The sequence below is a fragment of the Insolitispirillum peregrinum genome (assembly GCF_900156605.1).
Lineage (GTDB): Bacteria > Pseudomonadota > Alphaproteobacteria > Rhodospirillales > Rhodospirillaceae > Insolitispirillum > Insolitispirillum peregrinum.
The window spans coordinates 334,023-347,795 of record NZ_FTOA01000005.1; the positions used below are offsets into that span (position 1 = coordinate 334,023).

General features: G+C 60.5%; 8 protein-coding genes. 3 read left to right on the top strand and 5 right to left on the bottom strand.

Annotated elements, in window-relative coordinates; all coding sequences use genetic code 11:
- The first annotated feature begins 81 nt into the window (after positions 1-81).
- Positions 82-1,197 carry an NADH:flavin oxidoreductase/NADH oxidase gene (locus BW995_RS14905; protein ID WP_076401191.1) on the top strand — a complete coding sequence of 372 codons (1,116 nt, stop codon included), beginning with the start codon at positions 82-84 and terminating at the stop codon, positions 1,195-1,197.
- Entirely contained in the window at positions 1,184-2,617 is a 1,434-nt protein-coding gene (locus BW995_RS14910) for an MFS transporter (protein ID WP_076401192.1), read from the top strand. The genes BW995_RS14905 and BW995_RS14910 overlap by 14 nt, the downstream gene beginning before the upstream one ends.
- Before the next feature lie 22 nt (positions 2,618-2,639).
- Here BW995_RS14910 and BW995_RS14915 read toward each other — a convergent pair whose 3' ends face one another.
- Positions 2,640-3,674, bottom strand: a complete 1,035-nt coding sequence (locus BW995_RS14915) for a GGDEF domain-containing protein (RefSeq protein WP_076401193.1) — start codon at positions 3,672-3,674, stop codon at positions 2,640-2,642.
- Positions 3,675-3,899: 225 nt separating this feature from the next.
- Here BW995_RS14915 and BW995_RS14920 point away from each other — a divergent pair, with 225 nt between their 5' ends.
- Complete coding sequence (locus BW995_RS14920; RefSeq protein ID WP_076401194.1) at positions 3,900-4,820, top strand: tetratricopeptide repeat protein; 921 nt, start codon at positions 3,900-3,902, stop codon at positions 4,818-4,820.
- Between the two features lie 120 nt (positions 4,821-4,940).
- Here BW995_RS14920 and BW995_RS14925 read toward each other — a convergent pair whose 3' ends face one another.
- The 4 genes from BW995_RS14925 to metF form a co-directional block, all read right to left on the bottom strand.
- The gene (locus tag BW995_RS14925) at positions 4,941-6,053 is read right to left on the bottom strand and encodes an HD domain-containing phosphohydrolase (protein ID WP_076401195.1); all 1,113 of its coding nucleotides are present in this window, start codon (positions 6,051-6,053) and stop codon (positions 4,941-4,943) included.
- Entirely contained in the window at positions 6,019-8,592 is a 2,574-nt protein-coding gene (locus BW995_RS14930) for a PAS domain-containing hybrid sensor histidine kinase/response regulator (protein WP_076401196.1), read from the bottom strand. The genes BW995_RS14925 and BW995_RS14930 overlap by 35 nt, the downstream gene beginning before the upstream one ends.
- Before the next feature lie 673 nt (positions 8,593-9,265).
- Positions 9,266-12,790, bottom strand: a complete 3,525-nt coding sequence (metH, locus tag BW995_RS14935; protein ID WP_076401197.1) for a methionine synthase — start codon at positions 12,788-12,790, stop codon at positions 9,266-9,268.
- Between the two features lie 57 nt (positions 12,791-12,847).
- Positions 12,848-13,741 carry a methylenetetrahydrofolate reductase gene (gene metF, locus BW995_RS14940; protein ID WP_076401198.1) on the bottom strand — a complete coding sequence of 298 codons (894 nt, stop codon included), beginning with the start codon at positions 13,739-13,741 and terminating at the stop codon, positions 12,848-12,850.
- Between the last annotated feature and the right edge of the window lie 32 nt (positions 13,742-13,773).

Consider the following 13,773-nt stretch of genomic DNA (forward strand, 5'->3'; position numbering starts at 1 on the left):
GGCTGCTCTGTTGACCCTTGAGGCTTTGCGGAACGCTCCCTAAGTCTCCACCTGTTTCGGCCCATTGCTGGAAGGCGTGCCATGTCAGCCCTGTTTTCTCCTTTTTCCCTCAAAGACGTCACCCTGCGGAACCGGATTGCCGTTCCGCCGATGTGCCAGTACAGCGCCGTTGATGGCCTGACCACCGACTGGCACGAAGCCCATTATACCGGCATGGCACGGGGTGGGGCCGGTCTGGTGATTGTCGAAGCCACGGCCGTTTCGCCCGAGGGGCGGATTTCCCCGTCCTGCACCGGTCTGTGGACTGACGCGCAGGCCGAAGGCATGGCGCGCATTGCCCGAGGCATCAAGGCCGCCGGAGCCGTGCCGGGCATCCAGATTGCCCACGCCGGGCGCAAGGCCAGTGCCAACCGCCCGTGGGATGGCGATGACCACATCCCGGCGGATGATCCGCGCGGCTGGGATACGCTGGCTCCGTCGGCGATTGCCTTTGGTGCCAATCTGCCGAAGGTTCCCAAGGCGATGACGCTGGACGATATCGCCCGCGTCAAGGCTGACTTTGTGGCTGCCGCCCGGCGCGCACTGGCGGCGGGCTTTGAGTGGCTGGAACTGCACTTTGCCCATGGCTATCTGGCGCAGAGCTTCTTTTCGCCGCACAGCAACACCCGCGATGATGCCTATGGCGGCGACTTTGCCGGGCGCAGCCGGTTCCTGCTGGAAACGCTGGCCGCCGTGCGGGCGGTGTGGCCGGAAAACCTGCCGCTGACCGCCCGTTTCGGGGTGATCGAATATGATGGCCGCGATGAGGAAACCCTGGCGGAATCGATTGACCTGACCCGCCTGTTCCGTGAAAACGGTTTGGACCTGCTGAACGTCAGCGTCAATTTCGGCATCCCGGATGCTCAAATTCCGTGGGCGACCCCGGCGTTCCTCGCCCCGATTGCCGAGCGGGTCCGCCGCGAAGCCGCCATTCCGGTGGCGTCGTCGTGGTCGATGGACAGCGCCGAAATCGCCGAGCGGGTGATTGCCGACCAGCAGATGGATCTGGTGATGATCGGGCGGGCCCACCTTGCCAATCCGCATTATCCCTATGTGCTGGCTCAAAAGCTGAAGGAACAGAATCCGGCGTGGGTGATGCCCGCCCCCTATGCGCACTGGCTGTCCCGCTATCGTGGGTCGGCGAATGTTACAGAATAAGCAGGCCGATGGCCTGACAGCATTCCGTCTGCGGCTGGTGACGTTCCTCGTCACCGGCTCGCTGTTCATGGAAGTGCTGGATGGAACCATCATCGCCACCGCCCTGCCTGAAATGGCGACGTCATTCGGGCTGTCGGCGGTGGAGCTGAATGTCGGGATCAGTGCCTATCTGCTGGCGCTGGGGGTGCTGATTCCGGTCAGCGGCTGGTTTGCCGACCGTTTCGGGCCGCGACTGATTTTTACCTCGGCGATTGCGCTGTTTACCCTGTCTTCGGCCCTGTGCGGCCTGAGTACCGATTTGCCAACCTTCATCGCGCTGCGCATCCTGCAAGGCGCCAGCGGGGCAATGATGGTTCCGGTCGGGCGGCTGCTGATCTTGCGCTATACGCCGCAGGACAAGCTGATGGGGGCGATGTCCAGTCTGGTCTGGCCTGCGCTGGCCGCACCGGTGATCGGGCCGCCGCTGGGGGGATTTATCACCACCCATGCCGGGTGGCACTGGATTTTCTTTTTGAATGTTCCGCTGGGGCTGATCGCCTTTGTGGCTGCCCTGTTTCTGGTGCCACGCATCCAGCCCGAGGCCCGGCAACCCTTTGACTGGCGGGGCTTTGTGCTGTGCGGGACGGCCACTTTTGCCGTCCTGAGCGGTCTGGAACGGCTGGCCGCCGCAGTGACAGCGGTCAATCTGGTGCTGATTGGCGGGGGGCTGCTGATGGGGTGGCTGGCCCTGCGTCACCTTCGGCGGGCTTCTGCGCCGATGCTGACGCTGGCCCCGTTCCGCATTGCGACCTTTCGGGCGGCCATGGTCGGCGGGTCCATTTCCCGCATGGCCATTGGCAGTGCGCCGTTCCTGTTGCCGTTGCTGTTTCAGGTCGGTTTCGGCTACAGCCCGTTCCATTCCGGCCTGTTGCTGCTGGTGGTCTTTGCCGGCAACTTTGCGATGAAAAGTGTCACCACGCCGGTTCTGCGCCGCTTTGGCTATCGCCCGGTGCTGATTGCCAACAGCCTGTTGGCCGCCGCCTGTCTGGCAGCCTGCGCTACCCTGACTCCTGACACTCCTTTGGTGGTTTTGCTGCTGGTGCTGTTCATCAACGGGGTGACCCGATCGATGCAGTTCACCGCGCTGGGCACGATTGCTTTTGCTGATGTGGAAAAACAGCAGATGGCCGATGCCAACGGGCTGTTCAACACCTTGTCACAGATTGCGATGGCCGCAGGGATTACACTGGGGGCGATCGGTGTCCGATTGGGCGGAGTGCTGGCAGGACAGGGAACGCTGACCGGTGACGGTATCGCTTATCGGGCGGCGTTTCTGCTGACAGCTGGTGTTGGCGTTCTGGGGGTGTTTGACCTGCTGAGGCTGCCCAGAGGGGCAGGAGATCATTTCATCGAAAAGCCCACGGATGCTGCCGCAGGGTAACGCGGCAGCGCCGGGGCAGCTGTTATGCTCCGGCCTGCAAAGAGGATGGGCGCAGGTCGGTCTGGCTACAGACACGGTTGCGACCCGTGTGCTTGGCGAGGTACAGGGCCTCGTCGGCGCGCTCGATCAACTGGCTGGAGGTTTCCCCGAAAACATGGGTGGCAACACCGACAGACAGGGTGACCAGACCGAGGGCTTCGCCGGTCTTGCGGTTTTTCAGAACCTTTGACCCGACCGCCTTGCGGATGCTTTCTCCGATCTGACAGGCGTGCCCGAGGGGGAAGCGGGGGGCCAGAACGCAAAACTCCTCGCCGCCCAGACGGGCGGCGGTGCAGTGCGGAGGCAGGACAGACTGCACGGTCCGTGCGACCAGCCGCAGCACCTGATCCCCTGTCTGGTGGCCGTGGGTGTCGTTGAATGTCTTGAAATGGTCGATGTCGAGGATCAGCAGGGACAGCGGATAGCCCTGACGGGCGGCATCCTCGATCTGCGTCTGGATGTCCTGATCAAAGGCCTTGCGATTAGCCAGCCCGGTCAGGCCATCAGTGGTGGCCTCGACCCGAACCGTTTGCAGATCGGTGCGCAGGCGGGAAATTTCCGAGGCTGATTGCGCCAGCCGTTCTTCCAGGTCCCGGTTCATCAGGGCCATGCGTTCGGTTTCCCCGATGACCATGGCGATCAGGCTGTTGACGCTGTCGGTGTCATGGGTGTTCAGTTCCCCGGACAGGCTGTTCAGGGCATTGCCATAGTCCTGGGCTCCGCGTTCGACCTGATTGACCTGTTCGATCAGGCTGCGCATTGCCTCTTCGATTTTCATCGAAATATCTTGCAGGCCGCGACGCTCCTGCGCCATGCCGAGAAAATCGTCATGCAGGTGGGCGGTATTTTCTGCCGTCAGCATCCCCGACAAATCCAGACGGTCAACCTCGGCGCTCAGCTCGGGGTTACTGCCATTGTAATAGGCAAACCACGTTGCATAGTTCTCGGGAGTCGGGGTGACACCCAATTCCTGCATTCGTGTGAAGGCCTGCAAGGCGATGGATCGTGTACGGTTCATGGATCTCGGCGCGAATGCCATTGTCGTTGTTCCACCATCTGGGATCGCTGCCCCGAAGTTCCCTTAAGACAGGCTCATAAATACACCTTTTTCCCGAAAAAACCACTAAAGAGCGCCGTTCTGTCTCTGTGTCGTCACAGAAAGCGGCCCTTGAAAGGCGTCCAATGATCGGACCAGAGAGGTGGGGCAGAACCAGCCCGGACCAGCAGGCGCCAGGAGGCCATCATGCGCACCCAACGATCCTTTGCCGAAACGGCGATGAGTGAGGCAGAAGGCCTGTGGCTGCGGGGGGAGACGGATCAGGCATGGTCCAAGGCAGATTTTGCCCGGCATCATTTTCACCATGACGATGACCCCTGTGGCGAAGCATGGGCACTGTTGATGCTGGGGGATCTGGAACTGGCGGATGTGCGCCTGCAAGGGGCCTGGATGAATTTTTCCAGTGCCCGCGAGCTGTTGCATGACCATGGGCAACCACATCATCAGGCGCATGCCCTGCTGGGGCTGGCCCGTGTCGCCGAAGCCCGGCAAGCCTATGACGATGCCGAAGTCTTGTGCCATCAGGCGCTGGAGCTGTTTACCCGCCAGCGTGACCGGGCTGGTGAGGCCGCCACCCTGTGTCATCTGGCCCGGCTGGAACGCCTGATGGGGCATGATGACCTGGCCTGTGAAACCTTGCACGTGGCTCTGGGGCTGTATGGCCGGATGAGGGATGGCGTCGGACAGGCTCATACCTTGCGTCATCTGGCCGCATTGCATAATGCATCCGGCCAGTTGCAGGATGCCCGGACTGTTCTGGAGCAGGCGCTGGGACTGTATGAATCCTGTGGCGACATTCAGCATCAGGCCCATACTCTGGCAGCGCTGGGCAGTGTGCTGCGGGCGACGGAAACCCGCGAGGCCGCGATGGTGGCATTACGGCGGGCGAGTGCGTTGTATGCCCGCTGTCATGACATGGTCAGCCAGACCGATGTGCTGGTTGAACTGGCGTTGCTGGAACGGAACCTGCTGCCTGCATCCCCGGCGGATGATCTGGTTCAGGTGGCGCGATTGCTCCCTTATGGGGGAGAGGGGCTGGAACCGCGCCTGTTGTCCATCGAGGCTGCACGGGCGGCCTCTCTCCTGCGTCCGCGCACGGTGCATTAGAGCATTTCCAAGTTGACCGTCGACGGTCAACGGCTCGGAAAATGCGGCACTCAAAGGGAAGAGCGTTTTCGCTCGGTGTGAAAACGCTCTAACTGGTTGCGGGAAACGCTATTTCCATTGTCAAACACGCATGGCCAAGGCTTGCAAGGGGGAGAGCAGGGCCTCTTCATCCGGTTCCTGATATTTGTCCTTGATTGACAGCACCTGATCAATGATCGAACAGAACACGTCAACCAAAGCGGGGTCAAAGTGGCTCCCGGCGGATTTTTGCATGTGCAGAACGGTTTCTTCGACCGACCACGCCTTTTTGTACGGGCGTTCCGAGGTCAGGGCATCAAAGACATCGCAGATCGCAACAATCCGGCCTTCGATGGGAATGTCGTCTGCCTTCAGCCCGGCGGGATAGCCTGTTCCATCCCATTTTTCATGGTGAGTCAGGGCAATGATCCGGGCCATTGCCAGCATGCCAGAGGAATGTTCGCCAATGATTTTACCGCCGATGGTCGGGTGTTCCTGCATGATCTGGAATTCGTCATGGGTCAGGCGGCCGGGTTTCAGCAGGATACCGTCAGGGATGCCGATCTTGCCGACATCATGCATGGTGCTGGCCTGCCGCAGCATTTCAGTATAGCCCTCGTCACAGCCCATGGCGCGGGCCATCAGGGCGCAATAGTTGCTCATGCGGACAACGTGCAGACCGGTTTCATTGTCACGGAATTCAGCGGCTCGCCCCAGGCTGGTGATCACATAGCTGGTGATCTCGTGCAGCTCTTTGGTCCGCTCCATGACCTTGCGTTCCAGCTCGGTATTGGCATCGACCTGCAGCTTGTACAGGTGGCGGGTGATCAGCATGTTGACCACCCGGTTCAGGACTTCTGACTGGTCAAACGGTTTGTGGAGAAAATCCGTTGCGCCCAGTTCGAGAGCTTTCAGGCGGCTTTCGTTGTCGGTCTGCGCGGTGATCACCAGAATGGGAAGTTCCGCCGTGCAGTGCTCTTCCCGCAGCAGCTTGAGCAGGGCAAAGCCATCGAGGACCGGCATGCGCAAGTCGCTGAGGATCAGGTCATAGTGATTGTTGCGCTGCTGGTCAGGAACGACTGTCGGATCGATGGTGGTGTCAATGGACGTAAAGCCAGCGAAGCTCAGCACCATCTCCAGCAAATCGACATTGGCCTGATTGTCATCGACAATAAGGATTTTACTCGGCAGCAGATGCGCTGGAATCGTTCGCATGACGGCCTCCCTGCAGGTGGTTGGCGAGGATGTTCATCAAGTCGGGAATGACGATCGGTTTGATCAGGACCGAGGTGAACCCGGCACTGAGACCCCGAGGGATAATGTTGTTGGCGGCGTTGGCCGTCATGGCGACCACCGGGATGTGGCTGGTTGTCGGGTCTTTCCGCAATTCCTCAACGGCTTCAAAGCCGCTGATGCCGGGAAGGTTGACGTCCATCAGCACCAGATCGGGAAGGGTGCGACCGATGATCTCCAGTCCGTCCTCGGCAGAGGTGGCAATGGAGACGCTGATCCTTGGCACAGACGAAAAGATCATTTCCAGCAAGGTGATGTTGGCCGGGTTGTCTTCGACGCACACCACGGTGCCGGCCAGATCGGCATAAAGGCGCTCTATGGGCGCACTGTCGGAAATGGCGGGCAGGCTGATGCCGGGGGAGGTGTGGGTCAGGAAGTCAAGGCTGAACGCACTGCCTGTGCCGGGGACGCTGACAAAACTGATTTCACCGCCCATCAGCCGGATCAGCTGGCGGGTAATGGACAGGCCGATGCCGGTGCCTTCGATGTCGGATGTTTCGGCCCCCAGACGGTTGAACGGCTTGAACATGTCTCCCTGTTTTTCGAGCGGGATGCCCGGTCCGGTGTCGCTGACGGTCAGGCGGACACGATCCCCATCATCCAGCAAGTGCGTCGTGATGCTGATTGATCCGTTCAGGCTGTTGTACTTCACGGCATTGGACAGCAGGTTCAGGATCACCTGCCTGGCCCGGGTGTGGTCGGCCCGGATGATGCAGGTGGTCTTTGGTGTGTGAATGGAAATGTTGCGGGCCTGGGCACTGCCTGCGACCAGACTGAGGCATTCGGCCAACAGATCTCCCAGATGCAGGGGCTCGATGGAGACCTCGACCTTGCCGGCCTCGATTTTGGCCAGATCGAGTACCTCGTTGATCAACTCCAGCAGGTGTTGCCCGCCCTTCAGGATATGGTTGACGCACTTGTCCTGCTGTTTGGTAAGGGATTCGCCCGGCATGATCTGCATCATCTGGGCAAAGCCGAGGATTGCATTCAGCGGTGTGCGCAATTCGTGGCTCATCGAAGACAGGAAGGCTGATTTGGCCTGATTGGCGGCATCGGCCTGTCCCTTGGCAACCCGCAAGGCCTCTTCGACTTCCTTGATGCGGGTGATGTCAATCCGCAGCATCACACGGCCACCGTCAACGGTCTTGCGATCCGCCCCCAGCAACCAGGTTCCATTGGCCAGTTGAATCTCGAATTCACCTTCGGCGGTGCGGAATGACTCCAGACGCTGGCGGACAAATTGCTCCTGATCGTCAACGCCGCTGTACTGGCCCCGCCGGGCGCCTTCGCGCAACAGCTCTTCAAAGGTGATGCCCGGACGAATCAGGTCCTGAACGCCGTGGAAAATCATCTGGCAACGGCTGTTCCACAGAATCAGGCGTTCATTCTTGTCGAACAGGGCAAAGGCGTCATCAATGGCCTCGATGGCGGTTAACAGTTGTTCGCGGACCTCTTCGTTTTCTTCCAGCGCCTGTTTGACAATGGTGATGTCGTGTTCAATCGACAGATAGCCTTCGATGACTCCCTGTTCGGTCTTGATGGGGGAAATGGTGGCCTGCACCCAGTACAGGCTGCCATCCTTGCGGCGGTTTTGCAGTTCGCCCTCCCAGACCTCCCCTTTTTCCAGGGTTTGCCACAGGGACTTGTAAATGTGTGGCGAAGTCTTGTCGGACTGGAACAGCCTGGGAGTCTGCCCGACCAGTTCATCCAGTTGATAGCCGCTATAGGCGATGGTGCGTTGATTGGCATACGAGATGATGCTGTTGGCATCGGTCACCACCACCATCGAGCCACTCTGTTCGACGGCCTTGCTGAACAGCTGCATGCGGCGCATTTGCTGATGAACGGTTTTCCGCATCGGTTTGAGAACGGTGGCGTAGATGACAGCGACCAGCAGAAGCTGGACCAGTGTCACTCCGATAATCGACCATTCCAGATGATGGATTTCGCCCTGATAGTGGGCGAGATACATCTGGGCACCAGTGTCCAGTTGGTCCAGCAGGGGGGAGGGCTGAGGGATCGGAACGGTCGGGTCAGACAACGCCCGCTCGATGGTTTTCAAGAACAGGAATGCCTCACCGGTCTTGGTATGCCACAGATTCGCATAATACGTTGCAATTTGCACCGGGACGATATCCGAGGTGAGATAGGTCGAACCTTCAGCCAGCTCTGCCCGCAAATTTTGTATGGTTTGCAGCGATGTCTGCTGTTCCGATGCGGATGTGCTTCCCCGCAGGCGCAGGGCTTCGGCGGCAATGCTTTGGAACAGGACTTCCTGGCGACCCGCATACCGCAAGGCCTCACCATCCTCTTTCTGATTGGACATTGCATTGTAAAGAACGAAGAAACCAATCATGCCAGACAGCAGGAAGACAGTGATCGCGATAAACGACCGCTGATCCAGAATGCGCAGGGTATGTTCCAGTATGGTCCGTCGATCGGGGCAGCGAGGCTGGCGCATGGCATGGGGTCTCCAGTGCCGTCTTTGCATGATGCTGAAAGGCTATGCATCGTTTGTGCCATCTTTCTGGCGGGCAGCGTAAACGCACCGTGGTTCCGGGAACATTCCCCGAGCACTGATGGTAATACGGTGGTATGAGAAGACTTGCCCGGAAAGCGGGTGCCCGTTCCGGTCAGGCGCGAAACGTCAGGAGAAATATCATGAACCCAAGGATACTGTGTCTGGTCATCGTCCTGATGGCGTTGTCCCCCGTTGCGTTTGCCCGGTGTCTGTATAATCCTGAAACCGGCGATACCCAGGAATGCCGCAGCATGAATGCGATTGGCGAGTGCCTGAATTTTGGACCATCGTGTGGGGAAGCCGGTGACGTGACGTACAACCCACAGACAAATACCATGGAGATCTGCAACACTTTTTCCTCTACCGGGGCATGCATCTCCTTTGGATCATCGAGCTCGAGACCGGGTATTTGTGCCTTTAATTCCGCCAGCAATACCTATCAGATATGCAACAGTATAACATCAAGAGGCGAGTGCATCAATTTTGGTAAACCCTGCCGTTGATAGTGTCCCTCCCCCAGGCGGAATCCCTTTTACAAAAGAAAACAGGATCATGGAACGCTGCTCCATGATCCTGTTTTTTTACTGTCGCGTCAGGTTTAAGGCGCGCTGCTCTAGACCTTGAAATACTTGGCCTGCGGGTGCAACAGAACCAGCGCACTGGTGGACTGTTCGGGGTGCAACTGGTCTTCGTCGCTCATCACGATGCCCAGCCGGTCGGCTCCCAGCAGGTCCAGCAGCTTGGACTGATCGGCCAGATTCGGGCAGGCCGGATAGCCAAAGGAATAGCGCGAGCCGCGATAGTTCTGCTTCAGCAGCTTTTCGATTTCGCGGTGATCTTCGGCGGCAAAGCCCAGTTCGGCGCGGATACGCTTGTGGACGTATTCGGCCATCGCTTCGGCCATTTCCACCGACAGGCCGTGCAGGTACAGATAATCCTGATAGCGGTTGGCGGCGAACCAGTCGCGGGCGACATCGCTGGCCCGTTCGCCCATGGTGACCACCTGCAGGGCGACCACATCCCGTTCACCGCTGTCGACGTCGCGTACAAAGTCGGCCAGACACAGGCCACCCTTGAACGGCTGACGCGGGAAGGCAAAGCGGCTGACTTCGGTAGTGCCGTCTTCGGCAAACAGGATCACGTTGTCGCCTTCGCTGGCGGCTTTCCAGTAGCCGTAGGCGGCTTTGGGGTGCAGAATCTGTTCGGCATCGCACAGCTCGACCATCCGCTTCAGGATCGGGCGGACTTCGGTGCTGACCCAGTCTTTCCATTCGCTGCGGTCACGGCCCGACTTTTTAAAGCCCCACTGGAACTGATACAGCATCACTTCGTTCAGATAGGGCACCAGCGCCTTCAGCGGCACGTTTTCGATCAGCTTGGCACCATAGAACGGAGCCTGCGGAACCTCGCTGGCCGCCGCCAGTTCCTGACGGCGCAGGTTGATTTCGTCCCAGTCCACCGGACGCTGGTTGATCGAATGGACCTCGGGGGTGTTGGCCTGATCGTCGTTGCTGGCGGTTTTGACCGCCGCCGACGGACGGGCGGCGCGCTTGACATCCTGCGCGGCGACATGCTCGCCAAAGGTGCCGTTGGCAACGCGGGCCATCAGGTCCAGACCATCAAAGGCATCGCGGGCATAGGCCACGTTGCCCGCGCCACCATGGCCGGCATAGGCCTGACGGCAATCCTCTTCGACGAACTTGCGGGTCAGGGCGGCCCCGCCCAGCATCACCGGCAGGTCCAGACCCTGACGAGCCATTTCGTCGAGGTTTTCGCGCATGATCACCGTTGACTTGACCAGCAGGCCGGACATGCCGATGGCGTCGGCCTTGTGCTCGCGCGCCGCCTGAATGATCGCCTGCACCGGTTGCTTGATGCCGAGGTTGACCACCTTGTAACCATTGTTGGTCAGGATGATATCGACCAGATTCTTGCCGATGTCGTGAACGTCGCCCTTGACGGTGGCCAGCACCATCACGCCCTTTTCCTGACCGTCGATCTTGTCCATGTGCGGTTCAAGGAAGGCGACGGCGGTTTTCATCGTTTCCGCCGATTGCAGCACGAACGGCAACTGCATCTGGCCCGAGCCGAACAGCTCGCCCACCACCTTCATGCCGTCCAGCAACAGGCTGTTGATGATCTCCAGTGGCGGATAGCTGTTCATCGCCTCGGTCAGATCGTCTTCCAGCCCCTGACGGTCGCCATCGACAATCCGCTGCTTCAGGCGCTCTTCGATGGTGGTCGGCAGGACGCGCTTGACGGCGGCGACACCTTCGCGGTCCTTGAACAGGGCGATGAAGGCATGCAGCGGATCATGATCGGCCCCCTTGCGGCGGTCGAAAATCAGGTCTTCGGCGGCTTCGACTTCGATGGCCGGGATCTTGTGCAGCGGCAGGATCTTGGACACATGCACGATGGCCGAGGTCATCCCGCGCTGAACCGCATGGTGCAGGAACACCGAGTTCAGCACCTGACGGGCGGCGGGCTTCAGGCCGAACGAGACGTTCGACAGGCCGAGCACGATCTGGCATTCCGGCATTTCGGTGCGGATTTGCTCGATGGCGTCCAGAGTCTCGATCGCCAGACGGCGGTCGTCGTCGTTGCCGGTGCAGATGGTGAAGGTCAGCGGGTCAAACAGCAGGTCGGATTCCGGCAGCCCGCGGGCGACGGCAAAGTCGCGCAGGCGCTTGGCGATCTGCACTTTCCCGGCGCAGTCCTTGGCCATGCCGGTTTCGTCGATGGTCAGGGCAATCACCGACGCCCCGAACTTGCAGGCCAGCGCAATGCGCTCGTCGGCCTGATGCTCGCCGTCTTCAAAGTTGATCGAGTTGATGATCGACTTGCCGCCGTACAGCTTGAGGGCGGCTTCGATTACCGGGGTTTCGGTCGAGTCAATCACCAGCGGCGCATTGACTGCCCCGCGCATGCGGCTGACCAGCTGGGTCATGTCGTGAATTTCGTTGCGGCCAACATAGGCGGTGCAAACGTCGAGGGTGTGCGAGCCTTCCTTGACCTGCTCGCGGCCCATGGCGACGGTGCCGTCCCAGTCTTCGGCTTCCTGCAACAGGCGGAATTTCTTCGAGCCGTTGGCGTTGCAGCGTTCCCCGATCGACAGGAAGGCGTTTTCCTGCCGCAGTTCAACGCGGCCATACAGCGAGGCCACCGACGGTACCCAGTGGACCGAGCGCTTGACCGGCGCCGGGCGGCTGCCCTTGCCGATGCGGTCGAGCATGGCATTGACGGCGGCTGTGTGGTCGGGGGTCGAGCCGCAGCACGAGCCGAGCATGTTGATGCCGTCTTCCAGCAGGAAGCGTTCGTGCCAGTCGGCCAGTTCCTTGGGCTGCAGCGGGTAATAGGTCTGGCCATCGCGCAGTTCGGGCAGACCGGCGTTCGGTTGCAGCGAGATGAAGCCCGGCCAGTTTTCCGACAGCCAGCGCACATGGTCGGCCATTTCAGCCGGGCCGGTGGCGCAGTTCAGACCCAGACTGTCCACTCCCAGTGCGTGGGCGACAGTGGCGGCGGCGGAAATATCGGTGCCGACCAGCAAGGTGCCGGTGGTTTCCACCGTTACCTGCAGCATGATCGGAATGGTCTTGCCTGCCTGGGCACGGGCAATTTTGGTGCCGTTGATGGCGGCCTTGAACTGCAACGGGTCCTGACAGGTTTCAATCAGCACCGCATCACAGCCCCCGGCGATCAGGCCGGCGGCTTGCAGGGTATAGGCCACTTCCAGGCTGTCATAGTCGATGTGGCCCAGTGACGGCAGCTTGGTCCCCGGCCCGATGCCGCCCAGCACAAAGCGGGTGCGGCCATCGTGGGCGAACATTTCGGCGGCTTCGCGGGCGATTTCCACTGACCGCTTGTTCAGCTCAAAGGCTTCGTCCTGCAGGTCGAATTCGGCCAGCGTGATCGGGCTGCCGCCAAAGCTGTTGGTCTGCACCACATCGGCACCCGCCGCGTAATAGCGGGCGTGGATGTCGCGGATCACATCCGGGCGGGTGCGGCTGAGAATCTCGGTGCAGTTTTCCCGCCCCTCAAAGTCGCCATCGACCGACAGGGAAAGGGCCTGCACCAGACTGCCCATGCCGCCATCGCACAGCAGCACGCGCTCTTTCAGGTGATTCAGGAAATCGCTCATCGGATACTCGCTATGGTGAGAAAGTGGAAATCGCCGGGAGGAGGCGGGAGTGGAGGCTCAGGCGGTCTTCTTCGGCGGGCGAACGCCGAGAATATGGCAAATCGTGAAGGTCAAATCAGCCCGATTGAGCGTGTAGAAGTGAAAATCCTGTTCGCCATCGGCACGCAGGGCTTCGCACAGCTCGGCGGCGGTGGTGGCGGCGACCAGTTTGCGGGTTTCCGGGTCGTCGTCCAGCCCCTCGAAACGGTCGGCCAGCCAGGCCGGAACAGTGGTGCCGCAGGCAGCAGAGAACTTTTGCACCTGGGCAAAGTTGGTCACCGGCAGGATGCCCGGCACGATCGGCACGGTGATCCCGGCCGCCGCCACCCGGTCGCGGAACCGCCGCCAGGCGTCGATGTCAAAGAAGTACTGGCTGATGGCGCGGGTGGCTCCGGCGTCGATCTTGGCCTTCAGGTTGTCCAGATCGGCCTGCGGCGAGCTGGCCTCCGGGTGCATCTCGGGGTAAGCGGCCACCGAGATTTCAAAGTCGGCCACCTCTTTCAGTCCGCGCACCAGATCAACGGCAAACGGATAGCCGCCCGGATGCGGCTGGTAGCGGCTGGCTCCTTCCGGCGGATCACCGCGCAGGGCAACGATGTGGCGGATACCGGCATTCCAGTAGGCTTGCGCCACTGCATTGACTTCATCGCGAGTGGCGGCAACGCAGGTCAGATGAGCGGCGGCCGGGATGCCGGTTTCGCTCTGGATACGGGTAACGGTGTCATGGGTGCGTTCGCGTGTCGATCCGCCAGCGCCATAGGTGACCGAGGCAAACGACGGAGCCAGCGGAGCAAGGCGTTCAATCGCCGCCCACAGGCTTTCCTGCATCTTCTCCGTTTTCGGCGGAAAGAATTCAAAGCTGACACGCACCGGGGAAGAGGCCGAAGCCGGAGAGGAGTTTGGGGCAGTCACGGAATGTCTCCACTGTCAGGGACAACGATCAG

What these genes read in the sequence shown, in the direction of transcription:
- BW995_RS14905 (WP_076401191.1), top strand. Translation starts at nt 82, where the DNA reads ATGTCAGCCCTGTTTTCTCCTTTTTCCCTCAAAGACGTCACCCTGCGG.
- metH (WP_076401197.1), bottom strand. Translation starts at nt 12,790, where the DNA reads ATGAGCGATTTCCTGAATCACCTGAAAGAGCGCGTGCTGCTGTGCGAT.
- BW995_RS14910 (WP_076401192.1), top strand. Translation starts at nt 1,184, where the DNA reads ATGTTACAGAATAAGCAGGCCGATGGCCTGACAGCATTCCGTCTGCGG.
- BW995_RS14925 (WP_076401195.1), bottom strand. Translation starts at nt 6,053, where the DNA reads ATGCGAACGATTCCAGCGCATCTGCTGCCGAGTAAAATCCTTATTGTC.
- BW995_RS14930 (WP_076401196.1), bottom strand. Translation starts at nt 8,592, where the DNA reads ATGCGCCAGCCTCGCTGCCCCGATCGACGGACCATACTGGAACATACC.
- BW995_RS14920 (WP_076401194.1), top strand. Translation starts at nt 3,900, where the DNA reads ATGCGCACCCAACGATCCTTTGCCGAAACGGCGATGAGTGAGGCAGAA.
- BW995_RS14915 (WP_076401193.1), bottom strand. Translation starts at nt 3,674, where the DNA reads ATGAACCGTACACGATCCATCGCCTTGCAGGCCTTCACACGAATGCAG.